The organism is Criibacterium bergeronii, assembly GCF_001693775.2.
Taxonomy (GTDB): Bacteria; Bacillota; Clostridia; order Peptostreptococcales; family Filifactoraceae; genus Peptoanaerobacter; species Peptoanaerobacter bergeronii.
The window spans coordinates 1-18,411 of record NZ_MBEW02000019.1 but is presented as its reverse complement, the minus strand read 5'-3'; the positions used below and the strand labels follow the sequence as shown (position 1 = coordinate 18,411).

Genomic DNA, 18,411 nt, shown 5'->3' with positions numbered 1-18,411 from the left:
AAAATTTTAATTTTCTTCTAAATTATTTAATTTTTCTGCCTGGTCTGTAGTTATAAGAGCATCTATTACTTCATCCATGTCTCCATTTAAAAAGCTTTCAAGCTTATAAAGATTTAGACCTATTCTGTGGTCTGATACTCTTCCTTGTGGATAGTTGTAGGTTCTAATTCTTTCTGCTCTATCTCCTGTGCCTACTTGTGATTTTCTTTGAGCCGCCATTTCTTTTTGCTGTTTTTCAAGCTCCATATCATATAGCTTGGCTCTTAATATCTTGAAGGCTTTTTCCTTGTTTTGTAGCTGTGATTTTTCATCTTGCATGGATATAACTATACCTGTAGGTTTATGTGTAAGTCTTATTGCTGAGTCCGTAGTATTGACTGATTGACCGCCATTGCCTGATGACCTAAATACATCGACTCTTACATCATTTAAGTCAAGATTTACTTCCACATCCTCAACTTCCGGTAAAACTGCCACTGTTACTGTAGATGTATGGATACGTCCTTGAGACTCGGTTTCAGGTACTCTTTGCACTCTGTGAACTCCGGACTCGAATTTTAATCTTGAATATGCTCCCTTACCATTAATCATAAAGATTACTTCCTTGTATCCACCTATACCGGTTTCGTTTGAGCTCATAAGCTCCACCTTCCATTTACGGTTAGCTGCATACATGGAATACATACGAAAAAGCACTCCTGCAAAAAGTGCAGCCTCTTCTCCGCCTGCTCCGCCTCTTATTTCAACGATTACGTTTTTATCATCATTAGGGTCTTTTGGTATAAGAAGTATTTTTAATTCTTCCTGATTTTTTTCTAAGGTTTCTTCCAATTCACAAAGTTCTTCTTTCGCCATAGCTCTAAGGTCTTCATCATTTTCGTTGGCAATTATATTTTTTGTGTCCTCTATTTGTGCTAGATTTGATTTATATTCGTCATATTTTTTTACTATTGGCTCTAAATCAGCGTGCTCCTTCATATATTTTTGCCACTGCGACTGGTCAGCTATTATTTGTGGGTCTGATATTTTTGTTTCCAATTGTAAATATTTTTCTTTTAAAGGTTCTAAATTTTCAAACATCTATTATCCTCATACTTTATTAAATTTGTTCATTATATTAGCATCTATTAATAAATTTTATTTATCAATTTAGCTACAAAAAATTATTTAAATATTTGTCCATAGTTACCCATATTAATTATAAATTTTTATCCTCTACATTTTATCAAATATGAATGTTTTTTACAAGTAAAAACAAGAATGTAAGACAAATAGGTTACAAACTCCAAATAATGCCCAAAAATAAAAACTCCCAATCAATGTGATAGGGAGTTTTTATTTGTACACTATTTAATAAATAAATTAGGAAGGATTAACACTAAGTCAGGAATATAAGTTATAAGAATTAATATAAATATTAAAACTGTCAACATAGGTAATAAATCTTTCATTTGGTCTTTTAATGACATCTTTGCAGTACTGCCTGCTACAAATAGGCAAACCCCTAAAGGTGGTGTACACATGCCAATTGTTAAATTAACCGCCATTACTAGTCCAAAGTGAACTAAATCTATACCAAACGTCTGACATAACGGTAAGAACAATGGAGTAAATATAACAACTGCACTTGTAGTATCTATAAACGTTCCAGCTATTAACAAAATTATATTGATTACAAGTAAAAGAATCCATCTTGAGTCAATATTATCAGTTAAAAATGCTCCAACCGATTTGTAAAAAAGTCAAACATTTTTGACACAAAGCCTATAATATAATTTTGATTATTGTATATCATATTTTTTGATTTGCACAAAGCTTGCATAATAAATAATTCCCCCAAGACTATTTAATGTCAGGGGGAATTTTATTTGTTAAGCTGTGATTAATTTAAATATTTTAATTGTTATTTATTATTTGCTAACTAGTTTGCCGTCATCAACCAAAATTTTATCTCCAATTTTCACATCTACTGATGCGTTTTCAGAATTATAAACAATCGAAAATTCGCTGTTTGGTGATGACTCAGGTTTTGGCAATTCTCCATCATATGCCTGTTTAACATAATCGGTTATCTCGTCTTGTGTAGCTGTGTTCTTATTTTCAATTATGTACGTCTTAGCAATTTGAGAAATCTGCATAGCTGTTACTTTATCAGTCTTTAGCTTTTGCCCCTCAACTATATTGCTGTAGACAGGCATAGCCGCTGATACTATAACCAGCATCAAGGTTATTGCTGCGATTATTTCAAGAAGTGTAAAGCCGCGCCTTTTTGAGTACATATTATCCCCATATTTATTATATTAATATACCAGCTATATCATATATAACAAAACTTGAAATTGTAAAGTAAAAATAGAACCAAATTTCTTTTTATATTTTTAAATATATTTATTATCCTAGGCTCTTATCTCTTTTGGCTATCAATTCGTCTACTACGTTTATCAGATTAACTATTTCCGGCTTGCTCATTTGAGCATCTGCGTGCACACTTTCCCCCTTGTGTCTTAGTGTGTCTGTGATAAGTGAGGAGAATATTATTACCGGTAAATTTTTTAGTATATTGTCTTGCTTTATTAGTCTTGTCAATGTATGTCCGTCCATTTGTGGCATTTCGATGTCTGTGATAAGTATGTCCACGTCCTGTGTGAAGTCTTCTCCATCTTTTTTTGCGATATCCTGCAAATAATTCCAAGCCTCTTGTCCGTCATTGAAAAATGTAAGTTTATCAAAGCCGGCATTATTAAGAGAGTCTTTTAATAGTTTTCGGATAAGTGCTGAGTCGTCAGATAAAACAACTTTTATGTTACTTCTATCTTTTTTTTCAACTGATTGGATGCTTTCTTTGGTTATTCCGGTAGATGGTTCGATGTCTGTAACAACTTTTTCGAAGTCAAGTAGCATTACTATTTCATTTCCAAATGTAATGTTTCCTATTACTAGGGTGTCCATATTTTCTACTACGCCCTCAGGTTTTTTGATATCTTTCCATGGAATTCTGTTGATGCTTTTTACTTGGTCTACTACAAATGCGACTTTTATGCTGTTAAATTCGCATAGTAATGTCTTGATATTGGTTGTGTCTGAATGTATGCCTTCTAAGACAAATTTCATGTCAATTAGTGGTATAACTTCTCCTCTTACAAGTGTCATGCCTATGATTGCGGGGTTAGATTTTGGGATTATAGAAAACTTATCTACGTCTAAAATTTCTCTAATCTTAATTACGTTTATTGCGTACTCGCCTTTGCCTACGCTAAATCTAAGTACCTCTAGTTCTCCGGTACCGGTTTCTAGTAAAATATCATTCTTAGCCATGCTCCACTCCTTTGCTCTTGGTTATAGATATATTAATCATATTTAGTTATTGATATTATATACTACTTTTGAGGTAATTTGTATAAAAATTTATTTTTTTAATTAGATATCGGATTAATTATGCTTAGCACCTGCATTTTTTCATCTAAAAAGTTGTAAGCCAACTGGTTTAATTCGTCTAAATCTATTTTTTGTAGCTCATCATTATAGAAAAATGCGTCAGCTCCTTGGAAATACATTGACAAATATAGGTTTGCAAATGAAGATGTGTAGTCATATAGCTTGATGTATTCGCCTTGTTTTTGTTTTTTTATTCTATCGAAGTCCGCTTTTGTAAAGCCTTGTTTTCTTATCTTCTCCACATATTCATTGACAATTTCAACCACTTTTTGTACGTTGTCGCTTTCGCTGTCAATGGTCATATAGCCGTAGTCATTGTTAAATGTAGAGCCTGAATTTAGCTGTCCATAGATGTAGCCGTTTTCGTAAAGATAGTTGTTTAAATCTGATGTAGTGCCAAAGGCAAGTGTTGAAATTAAATCCATCTGCACTGTCTTTTTTAGTAAATTTTTTGTTTCTAATATGCTTTTTGACTTTTCCTTGTAGGCAATCGAAAACATCGGTGTATTTATTTCTAAATCTTTTGTTATGATTTTTTGTCTAAGCTCATCGCTCTCGTTTATGCCTATCCTGTTTATTCTGCCCTCAAACATATTGTCGTCTTTGACTGTTTCTTTTATCAGCTGTGCTGTTTTTTCTACGTCTACGTCACCTACCACAAACAGTGCCATGTTTGATGGTGAATAAAAGGTGCTGTAGCAATCATATAGCTCTTCTTTGGTAATTTTGGCTATGGTAGCTTTTGTACCTGCAATATCTATGGAATTGGGATGGTCTTTATACATTGCGTATATGGAAGAGAAAAACAACTGCCATGATGGGTCGTCATCATACATTTTTATTTCTTGCTCAATTATTCCTTTTTCCTTCTCTACGTTTTTATCTGTAAAATATGGTGTCTGCACAAAGTGTATAAGATGTTTTAGACACTCATCAAAATTGTCTGTGGCTGAAAAAAGATATGCTGTCATATTGAAATTGGTAAAGGCGTTTGCGTTTGCTCCGTATTTTGAAAACTCTGTAAATGCGTCTGAGCCGTCAGGCATTTCAAACATTTTATGCTCTAAAAAATGTGCTATACCATGGTGCAAAAGCATATGTTTGCCTGTGTGAGGGTTTATATATTCAAGGTCATTTGAGCCATAGTTTACTGCAAGCACTGCATATTTTTTCTCAAACCCTTTTTTGTCCATGATAAACATATCCATATTGTTTTTGAGCTTTTCTTTATATATTTGCTCTTTTAGGCATGAATTTTTAATGTACATTTTTTCTCCTTGCAAAATCTTATATTCTATATATTAAATATTCAATACTTCGCTTATCATTTTCAAAAATCAAACAAGGCTTACTATATTTTATATTTAATCTATGATTTTTTATTAAAAATAAGTCAATTATTTATATCGTCATTAATTTTGTTTTTCATTAATATCTACTTGTTTATTATACCATATTTTCAGGATTGACGTCTATTGATACGCTGACGTTATCTGAGGTAAGCACCACTTTGCGTTTCGCACTTACTGTGTAATCTATCATTTTTTTTGCTTTTTTCAGGATTTCATTTTCTGCTCTTATTATTATTTTGTATCTGTACTTGTTGTCTATCTTTGTAATCAGTGCTGGCTCTGCGTTGTATACCTTGAGCTTGCCGTCTAGGTTATTGGTATTGTAAAAGATTAGTGCATCCTTTATCCTGCTGGCAGATTTTCTTGCCTCGTCCTCGTTTTCAGAAATTACTGTAACAGATATTATATTGCCAAAGGGTTCATAGGAATATATCTGTCTTTTTTGTATCTCGTCATTATAAAATGCTATGTAATCGTGAAGTGACAAATAGGCAAATATAGGATTGTTTTTTGCGTAAGTTTGTATTATTACTTTACCTCTTTCTTCTCCCCTGCCTGAGCGTCCTGCCACTTGTTCTATGATGTTGAAGCTTTTTTCTAAGGCGTTATATGAAGGAGAGTTCATGCCTTTATCTGCGTCAATCACACCGACAAGTGTAACACTTGGAAAATCATGTCCTTTTCCTATCATTTGTGTACCGATTAAAATTGATGATGGTTCATTTTTGAAAGACTCTAAAATTTCATAAAGAGACTCCTTGTTTGTCGCAGTGTCCTTATCCAATCTAAATACTTTTGATTTTGGAAATAGTGACCTTACTTCGATTTCTATTTTCTGTGTTCCTGTATTCATCATTATATAGTTGCCCTCGTGACAGCTTTCGCAAGTGTGGACAACTCTTTGGGTGTGACCGCAATAATGACATTTTAATGTTTCATCGTATTTGTGATAAGTCAGCGTAATGTCGCAGTTTGGACATTTTATAACGTCTCCGCAATTGTCGCAGGTAAGGTTGTTTGAGTAGCCTCTTTTATTTATAAAAAGTAATACTTGGTTACCCTTTGCCAGCTCTATTTGCATTTGCTCTTTTAGTGACCTACTGATATCTGAACTGTTGCCTGTTTTTATCTCTTTTAGCATATCTACTATTTCAACATCGGGCATAGGTAAATTATTTGCTCTATTTTTAATAGTGGCTAACTTATATATGCCCTGCTTTGCTTTATAGTAGCTTGCTATACTCGGAGTTGCACTGCTGAGTATCAGCATGGAGTTTTTTACTTTTGCTATATACTCAGCCAGCTCTATTGCATCATATTTCGGTGACTGCTCTGATTTATATGAGCCATCGTGGAACTCGTCTATTATAATTACGCCTAGGTTGTCAATGGGTGCAAAAAGTGCCGACCTTGCTCCAATTATGATTTTTGATACACCTTTTTTTATTTTAATCCATTGGTCAAATCTTTGTCTTTTGGTAAGTCCACTATGAATTACAGCAATATCTTCTTCAAAGCTTGAGGTAAATCTATCAATTGTCTGCATTGTAAGAGATATTTCAGGTACAAGTATCAACGTTGTTTTGCCTTTTGACAAAATATATTTGACAACTTCAATGTAAACAGCAGTCTTGCCACTGCCTGTCACTCCATGGAGCATTACCGGTGTCAAGTCATGATTGTTATAAGCGTCTATTATTGTATCAAAGGCGTTTTCTTGTTCCTGATTTAGGATTATTTTTTTATGTGGCTTTGTTTCCCAAGAGCTTGTTTCAAATACTTCTAATTTTTTTAGCTCAACTATACCTAATTTTACCAGCTCGTCTATATAAGCTTTAATTTTAAAGCCTTGTTCTAGTTCAAAATCTTCTTTATTTATTTCATCGCTTGCTAAAAGTTTTTCAAAAAATATTAATTTATTTTTCGCATTTTTTCTTGTTTCTGCAATTTGTTGTTTTAACGCTATGGCATCTTTTAGCTCGACTATTGTAACAAAATTTTCACTTTTTTTGCTGTAGCCTGATGGGGGCATGAAAAGTTTTATGGCATCATAGTAGGAGCACATATATTCGTCTTTTATATACTGTGCTATATCAACATCTGCCGCTGTCAAGTCTTGTGCATCGTCCAGCTTTGAAATTATTGATTTTATTTTATTGCTTGGTTGTAATGAGGTATTTTGTCTTATAATTACTCCTGCTACCGTTTTGTTTGCCATACCAAAAGGGACTAGTACCACGTCCCCTATGTTATAGGTTTGTTCTGTTTTATAGCTAAATAAATTGTCCACATATCTTGAACGATTGTCTAAGGATAAATCATATATTTTCGTCATTTTTCTCTATTTTTTAATATTTATTATTTGTGTTATATGGGTCGTAGGTGTCTACGTCTTTTTCATCGATTACTACTACATCATCGGAATTATTTTGATGATTGTCATTCTCGCCAAAAATATCGTCTCTGTTTATTACATCACTGTTGTCATAATAGTTTGATTTGTCATCAAAATGTTCCTCGTTACCTCTGAAGTTATTGTTTATGTCATCGGCTTTGAATATTACAAATAAATCAAAGACAAAGGCAAATATTGCAAATATTATTGTAATCAATGTGACTTCATCATTGTTAAGTGCATCTTGCACCAATGGTTTAATAATTTTATAGGTGTAATATATTAACGCTACCGATATACCTAAAATTACAACAATTGTAATAAGTCCCCATATACCAATAGCAAGAATTGTAGCACCTCCCTCACCAGCACCTGCCGTTACTGCTATAGAAAATAGTGCCGCCGAAATAATCAGTATTCCCAATAACAACGAAAAAAATGAGGCTATTGCTAAGACTATATACTTTTTTCTATACGGGCTGTTATATCTGTCGGCGATTTTTACTATAAACATATACTGCCCAAGTATCGGTATAAATCCGACCGGCGATTTAAATAGTCTGTAATATGCTATACCATTTAAAATCAGTAGTAAGATAAATTTAATGGTATCGGCATTTTCTGAATTAAAAAACTGTGGCATAATTTCCTCTCAATCTTTAAATTAATTTTTTGTAAGAAGATATTTATAACAAAGCTGAGCTTTATTAGCTACTTTTATTATATCAGATATTGTAACCTTGTCTATAAGCTCTATAATCTCGTCTATAGTCTTTGGAGATTTTGTAAAGCTTTGTCTGTAAAAAAAGTCCGACATATCCGATAATCTGTCTTTCAAAGTGTTTAGAGCGGTAATATAACTTTTTTTAGCAGAGTTTAGCTCCTCTTGTGTGATTTTGCCGTCTTTCATGTCTTGCATTTGCTCACCGATAAGCTCCACTGCTTTTTCATAATTCTTAGGCTCTATTGCCGAATACACTGACATTGTGCCGGTAAATTTTTGTATGGAAGAAATTATGCTGTAACAAATGGAATGTTTTTCTCTGACATTCATAAACAGCTTAGAATGTGCTCCTCCGCCAAATACGCTGTTGCACACGATAAATGGATAGTAGTCCTCGTCTTGGTCGGATATGCCAAGGGTGTAGTACATAACCATTTTGGCTTGAGTTACGTCCATTTTCTCTACGAACTGCTCAAGAGGTTTTTGTTTTATAATTTCAATTTCTTTTACTTTTTCGACTTGTGGCTCGTGGTTTATTATTTGCTCTATCTTTTTTCCAGCATTATCTATGTCAAATTTACCTGCAAAGCTTATATTGATTTTACTGCTATTTATTAATTTTTTGTAGTATTCATACAAGGCTTTTGGTGTGATTTTTTCCACTTCTTCTTTGTAGCCACTTGCTCTTATGCCTTGAGCAGAGCCCGCAAACATCAGTTCGTTTGCTCTTATCCTAGAATAGGATACTTTGTCATTTATATCCGATGCAATTATTTGTAATAGTCTATTTTTTTCAAGCTTGAAATATTTTTCGTTAAATCCATCTTGCTCAACTAATGGGTGTGAAATTATTTCCCCTAGTAAATCTAAGGCTTTGTCAGTTATATTTTCAGATATATAATCCTCTTGGACGATTTTTATCCTAAAGCCCATTATATGATACTGTCCCATAGGCTCAGATATTGGAAATAGTTCTGCATCATATAGATTTTCTAACTCCTTGTCTAGCTTTAACGGAGTATCAAATTTTTGGCAAGCTGTGGTCATAACTCTTGATAACAATACATTATTGCTTACACTTTGCCTTGTCCTTGGCGATGCAAAATAAACGCTGATATATCCTGCTTTAAATTTGTCATCAGGTATATGGGTAACTGTAACATTTTTTGAAATTTTTTCTGTGTTAATTATCATTTATATCTCCTGAAATTTTACTGCCTTGTAACTAAACAATATTTATTTGGCATGGTTTCATAGCCTCTAAGGCTATTTGATGTTGCTTAGGTGTCACTCCTGCACAACAAGCTGAGTCCACTGTGATATTTACCTCCGGAAAAAATGTCTTGATAGTAAGTGCATTTGATATTACACATATATCAGTGCAAAGCCCAACTAGTGTGATGTCTGTAATTTTATCTGTATGATTTACTTCTTTTAAGTAGTCAATCAGTTGATATGAACCAAATGTGTTCTTTTTTAATACAAGTGCATTAGCAGTGTCTAATCGGTCTGAAATTTTATGCCCAAATGTACCGTCTATGCAATGCTCTATAGGGAGATTTTTGCCCTCGCTTGTTTCAAGATAATCGTTGTAGTGTGTATCTTGTGTAAATACTACTTTGCCCTCAAAGCTTTTTATTTTTTCAGCCACTAAGGGCACTATTGCCTGTGCCTCTTTTGTACCTAGTGCTCCATCTATAAAATCATTTTGCATATCTACTACTATTAGTAACTTCATTGATGTACCTCTTTTCATAGTTATACACTATTTTTTAATTGTCATTTAAAAACTTATCTGCATTTTTTAAACAAAATCTTGCAATTTCGTCTATTTTTTCAAACCTTTTCTCAAGGTATAAAAATCCTATAAGACTTTCAAAACCGGTGGCATAGTTGTATTCCTGCACGTCTGCATTTTTAGGTGCGTTGTAGCTGGAGTTTCTACCTCTCAAGACTACCTGCCATAGCTCATCATCAATTATGCTTTCGTCTTTTAATTTTTGTACAAACACAAACTGCGAATGTGCCTTTACAAGATTTGTAGTGAGCTTATGCAATTTATTTACCTTTGCGGTTTTACTGATATACAAGATATGCTGCCTAGCATATATTTCCCATACTGCATCTCCTATATATGCAAGCGAAAGTGCTGATAAAGCATTTATATCAGATTTTTCAAACTCATTTAACATTAAGCTCTCAGCCATTGAGTACCAGTCCTTGTATCTTTTATTTGTATTCCCATATCTAATAGCTCATCTCTGATTTGGTCTGCTCTTGCAAAATCCTTCGCTTTTTTCGCATTTGCTCTTTCTTCGATTAAAGAGAATATTTTTTCTTCGTCTATGTCACTATTTTGGGTGTCAAGATTTGCTATATTTAGCACACCTGTCAATTCGTTTAACAGGTCAAGGATTTGTTGTGCAAAAGCTTTGCTGGAATTTTCATTGATGTTGCTGTTGGCAAATTTTACTAAATCAAATATTACTGCTATAGCGTCTGCACTATTTAAATCATCGCTCATTTTTTCTATGAAGCTGTCCTTAAAGACGGATATCTGTTTTAATAAATCATTTTCTTGAGCAGTAAATTCTTTTTGTGATAAATTTTTAATTATAAAGTCTGTATTTTTCTTGCAATTTTTTATCCTATCCAGTGAAGTCTTTGCCGCATCCAACAGCTCTTTGCTGTAATTTATCGGGCTTTTGTAATGGGCTGACAGCATGAAAAATCTAAGCACATCTCCTGTGTAATGCTCTAAAACGTCTCTGACTGTAAAGAAATTGCCTAGAGATTTGCTCATTTTTACGTTATCAACATTTATATAGCCATTGTGCATCCAATAATTTGCAAATTTTTCATGGTTATGTGCCTCACTTTGAGCGATTTCATTTTCATGGTGTGGGAAGATTAAGTCTGCTCCTCCGCAGTGAATGTCAATGTGTTCGCCAAGATATTTTGTACTCATTACCGAACATTCTATGTGCCAGCCGGGTCTACCCTCTCCCCATGGAGAGTCCCAAGCTATTTCGCCCTCTTTTTTTGCTTTCCATAGTGCAAAATCCATAGGAGATTTTTTTTGCTCATTTACCCCTATTCTTGCACCTGCCTCCAGCTCGTCTATGTTTTTGTTGGAGAGTTTTCCATAGCCTTTAAATTTATCTACTTTAAAATATACATCTCCGTTTAGTTCGTAAGCGTAGCCTCCATCTACTAAATCCTGAACGTATTTTATAATGTCGTCCATTACATCAGTTACCCTTGGATGCACCGTTGCTTTTCTTATGCCCAATGCCTTTGCATCTTCATAATATGCCTGTATATATTTATCTGCTACCTCTTTAGGTGTCAAATTTTCTTCTTTTGCCCTTTTTATTATCTTGTCGTCCACGTCTGTGAAGTTTTGCACAAATTTGACCTCATAGCCGATATACTCCATAAAGTTTCTGAGTAAATCAAAGGTGATAAAGGGTCTTGCGTTGCCTATGTGGAAATAATTGTATACTGTAGGCCCGCAAGAATATATAGTAACCTTGCCTTTGTTAATTTCATGAAATTCTTCTTTTTTGTTGGTCAGCGTGTTATATATTTTCATCTTAACCTCTTTTATTTTTATAAATATTTTATGACTTTGATATCATTTTTATTAATTATACCATAAAAATAAATTAATAGATAATTTTATAGTCTAGTTCGCTTTATTGTTGTTTTTTTAATTTTAGATATATTAATTGGTGATATTGTGTTATAATTTTTTCATTATAAATCTATATAATTTTTATCAAAATTTTTTAAAAATTTAATGATATTGGTTTTATTGTCAAAAACTTTTAAAATTCTTGATTGTTTTTCAATTTTATGCTAATGTTAATTAATATTTTTTGTAGGTAACCTTTTCCTACAAGCGGGGTATAATTCCACTTATCATTATTTTTTAATTATAGCTAATCAAATTTTATAATTTTATCTAAGAAAGTGAGAGATTGTATGGCTAGCTTATCATTGCAAAATATAAATAAAGTATACGAAAACGGATACCATGCTGTAAAAGATTTTTCTATGGAAATAGAGGACAAGGAATTTATAATATTTGTAGGACCATCAGGCTGTGGTAAATCAACTACACTCAGAATGATTGCCGGTCTTGAGGAAATATCCAGCGGTGACCTACTAATAGATGGCAAAAGAGTAAACGATGTTGAGCCAAAGGATAGAGATATCGCAATGGTTTTCCAAAACTACGCACTGTACCCTCATATGACAGTATATGATAACATGGCATTTTCTTTAAAAATAAAAAAAGTGCCTGAGGCAGAGATTAAAGAAAAAGTTACTAAGGCGGCACAAATTCTTGACATAGAAAAATATTTAGACAGAAAACCTAAAGCATTATCCGGCGGTCAAAGACAAAGGGTTGCCATGGGTAGAGCAATCGTTAGAAATCCTAAAGTATTTTTGATGGACGAACCTCTTTCAAACTTGGATGCAAAGCTAAGAGTTCAAATGCGAATAGAAATTTCAAAACTACATCAAAAATTAGGTACTACAATAATCTACGTTACCCACGACCAAACAGAGGCTATGACTCTTGGTACTAGAATAGTTGTAATGAAAGATGGCGTTATACAGCAAATAGATACTCCGAAAAATCTTCATGAAAACCCTGTTAATATATTTGTAGCCGGATTTATAGGCTCTCCTCAAATGAACTTCATTGAGCTTGATGTAGTAGAAGAAAACGGCGAAATTTTCCTTAGAAAAGGTACATTAAATATCAAAATACCTCTTCCAAAATCTACACTTCTTAAAGAAAGAGGCTACGTTGGAAAATCTATAATCTTTGGTATCAGACCTGAGGACATACATGACGATTTAGCTTTCTTATCCATGAATGAAGAGACAGCAAAATTCAAAAGTGAAATCAAGGTTTATGAAATGATGGGTGCAGAAGTGTTCTTATACTTTGACGTTGAAGGTAATGAATTCATCGCAAGAGTAAATCCCCGTACAAATGCTACAGTAGGTGCTGTATCAGAATTTTCTTTGGATTTAAATCATATCCATCTTTTTGATAAAGAAACAACTCAGGCTATAAGATAAATATAGTTTTTAATAAGCGGTTCACTAAGCAAAAAGCCAAGCAGAAAATAATCTACTTGGCTTTTTTCTATATATACTTTTATTCCAAAATGGTTGTCTTTGCATACAGCTTTCTAAATTTTCCCGGTGTAATGCCTGCTTTTTTCTTAAACAACTGATTAAAATATGACTGAGAATTAAACCCGACTATGGACGATATTTCCTGCATGGAATAATTTGAATTAAGTAACAAATCCTTTGCAGACAGATACCTTTTTTCGATTATATATTCTATGGGCGTCACACCATAGAGCTTTTTAAATTTATGAATTAAATAGAATTTGTTTATATAGCCGATTTTTGCTATAATGAGTACGCTAAGTCGAATAAAAAATAAAATATAACTTAGTCAGAAATATTATCGTATAGAAAAAACGCTTGGATATTTATTTATGAGTTGGAAAATGCAAAATATAAAAAGGAATGAATGGACAAAACTAGACTATGATGGGTGGCTAAATTTTTTTAAAGAAAATGACAAAGATAGGCTTGTGATAAATTCGGCTCTATTAGGTACGCTGTCAAAGGAGCAAAAAGCTTTGATAAAACCGTCAATTACCGCCTTTCATCAAGGTGAGCATAGTGAGGGCAAACATTTAAAAAAGTGTGCTGAAAACTTTGCGAAACAGTACAGTGAACCTTTATATACAGAGGTTATCGACTGGTTTATAAAAGAAGAAAATTACCATTCATCGTATTTGGGTACTTTTATGAAAGGTGAGGGAATACCTCCACGCAAGAAAAACTTTTTAGACAAGACATTTACAAAAATAAGGCAAAAAGGCAGTATAAAATCAGAGGTCATCACACTGGTCACAGCTGAAATCATAGCACTTACATATTATGATTTGCTGGCATTGGCGACAAATTCCACTGAACTCAAAAAAATTTGTGGGCAAATGCTCCACGATGAGCTACCACATATAGTATTTCAGTCATACACGATTTCGCATTTTGAGCAAACTAAGCTATTAAAATTGAAACGAAGAATAATTATGGAAGTCACCACTATAGCTGTATATATTTGTTTTTACAGATTTTTTAAGGCAACAAGGTTTAAGCTTTCAGATTTTAGGAGAGAAAATTTAGGATATCTAAAACAATCACAAGAAATTAGTGCAGAGCTGTTATCCTGATTTTTCCAATTCAATTTGAACTTGATTTTAACGTTTATGAAGTTTAGAATATAACTAGATTTACTAGAGATTACTAATAAAAAAAACATGGAGGCTTTATGAAGTTAATAGATATTAAATGTCCAAGCTGCGGAGCACCTATCAAATTAGATAAAACGGAGGGCACAGTCCAATGCCCTTATTGTAATGCCAGTTTTTATATTGATAAAGAAGAAAAAGTTCCGGACACTGTAAATATCAATATACATAATTATGCAAGAGAAAATAAAAAAGTTAACAGCGTAGTATCACCGCTTATTTTAAAAATAGCTGTAATATTATTTTGGGTGCTTTTCATCAATTTTATGTTTTTTCAACGTACACCAACTACACAAAAAGTTGAAAAAGCCGAAAAACATTCTACATATATCGAAGTACCAAAAAGTGAGCCGTTTCGTGATTTTGTATATGAGCTTTATGGAAAGGGTGCTGATAATATAACAAAGGACGACTATGCAAAGCTAAGCTATTTAATGGTAGATAAGGCAGAAAATGATGATGAGGCTGATTGGATATTTAGCTATTCATACAAAGTAGATAGCGATGGACTGCCAATTGATGAGCAAAAAATTATGGTGGACGGCACAGCCTCTTTGCAGGTAAGAGATTTTCAGGCGTTTACAGGTTTAATAAGTGCAGGCTATGGTGCAAACGGTGACTATAATTGGGACGGTGAAGAGCCACATGAAAAAAATAGAAAAATAGATTTTAAAAATCTAACAGACCTTAAATTTTTTGTATCAGAGGGTCAGCACTTTGGTGAAATAAAAAATTACTTTGCTGAGCCTGCTAATATTTCAGGGCTAAGTCTTGCATCCCTTGGGAATATCACCACTCAGGATTTAGAAACTTTTTCAAATCTAAAGCATCTGAGATTAAATGGAAGATGGGCTGAAAATGGAGAACAGGAGTATTGGCAATTATTATCCTCTCTTAAAAGCCTTGAGGAATTGGACTTAGCCTTTAATTTTGATGAATTTAGCCTTAACTTTTTAAGCTCCTTGACCAACTTAAACAAACTTGAAATTACAAACAGTGACAGTGATAATAAAGTCAGTGGACTGGAGGTATTGTATGCTATGCCAAAAATTGAAGTCCTTAAAATAGACGGAGTAAAACAGCTAAAGGTGTTGGATTTTGTGAAAAATATGCCACTTCTTCATAATTTGACAATAGAAGATTGCAATATTGCAGATATTGAACCACTAAGAGATAATTTAGCCATCACAGATTTTCATATATATGCAGACTCTGATAGCTTGAAGAATTTGTCTGCACTACCAACCTTAAAAAGTCTAACAAAGCTATATATAGCTGCAAATGGTATTGACAGAGGAGAAATGCCAAATCTAAGCTCACTTACTAACCTAAAAGAGCTGACAATAGATGCTATTCACACTCAGGCAATCAAAAATATGTCGTGGCTTGAAAAATTAGAGCTGACCTATTGGGCGACCTTTGACGCACAGGATTTAGCTAGACTTACAGGGTTAAAAGAGCTAGTTATCAAAGATATGGTTGTAAGAGGGAACATATTTAATATAATAGCGTCACTTCCGCAGCTAACTAAGCTAGAGATTACAGAAAATGACTCAAGAGATTATTTGGACATTTCACCATTATTTAGCTCCAATTCGATAGAAGATTTAAAATTTTCTTATTCCTATGGTGATGATGATGGGCGTGCATATGTTAGCTTGAGTAGTATGCCTGACAATACAAGGATAAAAAAATTTGAAATGAGTAGCTATAGTATTATCAACTTGGATACGGGCGATTACAACTCCAAACCGCTTGGCAATTTTTCAAATGAGTTTCTAAGTCACCTAAAAGGCGTAGAGGAGCTTAAAATAAGTGGAAATCAAATAAATGACTTAAATTTTGTGACAGCCATGCCAAATTTGACTATGCTGGATATTTCTGATAATTATGTAAAAGATATCGGCGTTTTGACAAGCTGTAAAAGGTTAAAAAAACTTATATGCAAAGACAATCCGATAGTAAATTATTCAGTGATGTCTGAAAATGTTGAGGTGATTAAGTAAAAAATATGACAGTGGGAACGCAACAAAGCTAATAATTTAATATATAAAACACAACGTGAGGCAATAACTATGCCTCACGTTTAATTATATATGAAATAATATAATTAAATGTACGCTAAAAATGGAAATACACTTCTAATTTATATAATATGTCAACAAAATATGAAATACACTTCCAATATATAAAGTTTTATGATAATATATGAAATGAACTTCTAATTATTAAAGGAGAATATTTATGTATAAAAGGCAAGCTTATATAGATAAGCTGAAAAGTTTTAGAGATAAAGATTTTATAAAAGTTTTAACAGGAGTTAGACGCTGCGGAAAATCTGTTATACTGAAACAATATATGGACTATTTAAAAGATGATGGAGTAAAAGAAAATCATATAATATATATAAATTTGGAAAGCTATGAAAATCAATTTATAAAAGGCGAACAGGAATTTTCGGATTTGATATACAAAATGCTACCTAAAGACAGCGGAAAAGTTTACTTACTGGTAGACGAAATTCAATTCATAGACGGATGGCAAAGGGTAATTAATTCCTTTAGAGTGAGCTTTGATTGTGATATTGTAATCACAGGCTCAAATGCAAAATTACTTTCTGGTGAGCTGGCAACCTTACTAAGTGGTAGATATGTAGAAATAGTTATATATCCTTTTTCATTCAAAGAATTTTTAAACGCAAAAAATATAGATATCAATGACAGAATAGTAGATATAGCCTATAAAGAATATGAAAAGTACGGAGGCTTTCCGGGAGTTTTGCTATCAGACGAAGTGATAAAGCCGACGATTTTGTCAGGCATATATGACTCAATTATACTAAATGACATAGCAGCAAGAGGCTTTGTAAAAGATACACTTAGTCTTAAAAAAGTTGTGTCGTTTTTGTCTGATAATGTCGGGCAGCTTGTAAATCCGTCAAAAATTTCAAATTTATTAAAAAGTGAAAATTTAAATATTTCTAACCATACAGTAAATAAATATTTGGAGTTATTACAAGAGGCGTATTTGTTTTTTGAAGTAAGACCATATGATATAAGAGGTAAAGCGTATTTAAAACAAAATTCCAAATATTTTATGGTAGACAATGGACTGAGAAATCAATCAGTGGGATTTAAAGAAAGCAACCAAGGAAATAGATTGGAAAATATTGTTTTCATCGAATTAAAAAGAAGAGGCTACGAGGTAGCAGTGGCAAACATAGATAATAAAGAAATAGATTTTATCGCAAGAAAAAACGACCTAGTTAAATATTTTCAAGTAACTTATCAAATACCGGAAAACACACACGAAACAGATAATCTGCTACTTATAAAAGATAATTTTGAAAAAACTGTAATCACCGGACGCTATGAGGGAGTAAACAATATTGCCGGCATAAAAGTAGAGTATGTAGTAGATTGGTTGGTAAAAGAGGAGGAAAATCTATGAATGATAATTTATTTGAAGAATTTAAAATGGTTAGCAAGGTAGATAGCAAAATAATCGACAAATATAAATAAAGTTTGCCAAATGAGTTGATATCAGTATGGGAAAGCTATGGATTTGGCACATTATTAGACGGATATTTAAAAATAATTAATCCGGATAAGTATTAAGAGCCTATAGATATGTCATACTTTAGAGCTGATGTAGCTATTCCTATATTTGTTACAGGTTTTGGAGATATTATAACATGGGAAAAAAATAAATATGTAGGGATAGTTAGGTATAAAATAGGAGATATGGATATAATATCAGCAAGTTTTAAATACTTCTTTGGAGATTTACAGGATGATTATTTCATAGGACAATATTTAGAAATAGATAAATATAAAGAGGCTGTAGCTTTACATGGAGAATTAAAATATGATGAATGCTTTGGATATGTGCCTCTATTAGGCTTGGTAATAAATGGAAGGGAGTATCATATTTGAAACAATTGATGAGAAGATTTAAAAATTTTTATAACAATTCCAATTTCATAGTAAAGAATTTAATAAGATTGGCACTTATTTTGACACCGATAATTTTAGTAGTAGAACTGATATTTTTTAGATTAGAAATTTCTATAGAAAAGGAATATAAAATCGGACAGACAATAATACAATCCATTGAAAGCCTTGTAGGTGATAGAAAACTAAATGGTATGAA

At 32.8% G+C, this 18,411-nt stretch carries 18 protein-coding genes and 1 pseudogene; 7 read left to right on the top strand and 12 right to left on the bottom strand.

The features are described 5' to 3' along the window. Window positions 1-6: 6 nt before the first annotated feature. The 11 genes and pseudogenes from prfA to cysS form a co-directional block, all read right to left on the bottom strand. A complete protein-coding gene (gene prfA, locus BBG48_RS07995) occupies window positions 7-1,080 on the bottom strand; it encodes a peptide chain release factor 1 (RefSeq protein WP_068912937.1) in 1,074 nt (357 codons plus the stop codon). Window positions 1,081-1,346: 266 nt separating this feature from the next. Further along, window positions 1,347-1,718, bottom strand: a pseudogene (locus tag BBG48_RS11610) (TRAP transporter large permease subunit); the annotation flags it as partial. Between the two features lie 192 nt (window positions 1,719-1,910). Further along, the gene (locus BBG48_RS07985; RefSeq protein ID WP_068912934.1) at window positions 1,911-2,279 is read right to left on the bottom strand and encodes a type II secretion system protein; all 369 of its coding nucleotides are present in this window, start codon (window positions 2,277-2,279) and stop codon (window positions 1,911-1,913) included. A gap of 112 nt (window positions 2,280-2,391) precedes the next feature. Continuing rightward, entirely contained in the window at window positions 2,392-3,315 is a 924-nt protein-coding gene (locus BBG48_RS07980; protein WP_068912932.1) for a chemotaxis protein, read from the bottom strand. A 98-nt stretch (window positions 3,316-3,413) separates the two neighbouring features. Next, window positions 3,414-4,703, bottom strand: a complete 1,290-nt coding sequence (gene yfmH / locus BBG48_RS07975; protein ID WP_068912931.1) for an EF-P 5-aminopentanol modification-associated protein YfmH — start codon at window positions 4,701-4,703, stop codon at window positions 3,414-3,416. Window positions 4,704-4,881: 178 nt separating this feature from the next. Next, entirely contained in the window at window positions 4,882-7,122 is a 2,241-nt protein-coding gene (gene priA / locus BBG48_RS07970) for a replication restart helicase PriA (protein WP_068912929.1), read from the bottom strand. A gap of 13 nt (window positions 7,123-7,135) precedes the next feature. Beyond that, entirely contained in the window at window positions 7,136-7,825 is a 690-nt protein-coding gene (locus tag BBG48_RS07965) for a hypothetical protein (protein ID WP_068912927.1), read from the bottom strand. 21 nt (window positions 7,826-7,846) lie between these two features. Further along, window positions 7,847-9,100: an EF-P 5-aminopentanol modification-associated protein YfmF gene (yfmF, locus tag BBG48_RS07960; protein ID WP_068912926.1), complete on the bottom strand. Its 1,254-nt coding sequence runs from the start codon at window positions 9,098-9,100 to the stop codon at window positions 7,847-7,849. A gap of 31 nt (window positions 9,101-9,131) precedes the next feature. Continuing rightward, entirely contained in the window at window positions 9,132-9,644 is a 513-nt protein-coding gene (locus BBG48_RS07955; RefSeq protein ID WP_068912924.1) for a cysteine hydrolase family protein, read from the bottom strand. Between the two features lie 34 nt (window positions 9,645-9,678). Continuing rightward, the gene (locus BBG48_RS07950; protein ID WP_068912923.1) at window positions 9,679-10,113 is read right to left on the bottom strand and encodes a Mini-ribonuclease 3; all 435 of its coding nucleotides are present in this window, start codon (window positions 10,111-10,113) and stop codon (window positions 9,679-9,681) included. After that, on the bottom strand, window positions 10,098-11,501 hold the full coding sequence (cysS, locus tag BBG48_RS07945; protein WP_068912921.1) for a cysteine--tRNA ligase: 1,404 nt from the start codon (window positions 11,499-11,501) through the stop codon (window positions 10,098-10,100). The genes BBG48_RS07950 and cysS overlap by 16 nt, the downstream gene beginning before the upstream one ends. A 392-nt stretch (window positions 11,502-11,893) precedes the next feature. On the opposite strand from cysS, the gene BBG48_RS07940 reads away from it, so the two are divergent. Continuing rightward, the gene (locus tag BBG48_RS07940; protein WP_068912919.1) at window positions 11,894-13,006 is read left to right on the top strand and encodes an ABC transporter ATP-binding protein; all 1,113 of its coding nucleotides are present in this window, start codon (window positions 11,894-11,896) and stop codon (window positions 13,004-13,006) included. A 79-nt stretch (window positions 13,007-13,085) separates the two neighbouring features. Here the strand turns inward: BBG48_RS07940 and BBG48_RS07935 are convergent, their stop codons facing one another. Next, on the bottom strand, window positions 13,086-13,334 hold the full coding sequence (locus BBG48_RS07935) for a helix-turn-helix domain-containing protein (RefSeq protein WP_274541883.1): 249 nt from the start codon (window positions 13,332-13,334) through the stop codon (window positions 13,086-13,088). A gap of 115 nt (window positions 13,335-13,449) precedes the next feature. Between BBG48_RS07935 and BBG48_RS07930 the strand changes: the two genes are divergently transcribed. From BBG48_RS07930 to BBG48_RS07910, 6 genes are all read left to right on the top strand, one after another. Continuing rightward, complete coding sequence (locus tag BBG48_RS07930) at window positions 13,450-14,181, top strand: hypothetical protein (RefSeq protein ID WP_068912917.1); 732 nt, start codon at window positions 13,450-13,452, stop codon at window positions 14,179-14,181. Window positions 14,182-14,279: 98 nt separating this feature from the next. Next, complete coding sequence (locus tag BBG48_RS07925) at window positions 14,280-16,265, top strand: hypothetical protein (RefSeq protein WP_068912916.1); 1,986 nt, start codon at window positions 14,280-14,282, stop codon at window positions 16,263-16,265. A gap of 238 nt (window positions 16,266-16,503) precedes the next feature. Next, complete coding sequence (locus BBG48_RS07920) at window positions 16,504-17,709, top strand: ATP-binding protein (protein WP_068912914.1); 1,206 nt, start codon at window positions 16,504-16,506, stop codon at window positions 17,707-17,709. A gap of 74 nt (window positions 17,710-17,783) precedes the next feature. Beyond that, a complete protein-coding gene (locus BBG48_RS11605; protein ID WP_319946259.1) occupies window positions 17,784-17,876 on the top strand; it encodes a GAD-like domain-containing protein in 93 nt (30 codons plus the stop codon). Between the two features lie 12 nt (window positions 17,877-17,888). Beyond that, window positions 17,889-18,194: a T6SS immunity protein Tdi1 domain-containing protein gene (locus BBG48_RS11305; RefSeq protein WP_068912912.1), complete on the top strand. Its 306-nt coding sequence runs from the start codon at window positions 17,889-17,891 to the stop codon at window positions 18,192-18,194. Beyond that, the coding region (locus BBG48_RS07910; RefSeq protein ID WP_147292839.1) for a hypothetical protein at window positions 18,191-18,411 on the top strand (221 nt) is incomplete at its 3' end. The genes BBG48_RS11305 and BBG48_RS07910, both read left to right, overlap by 4 nt.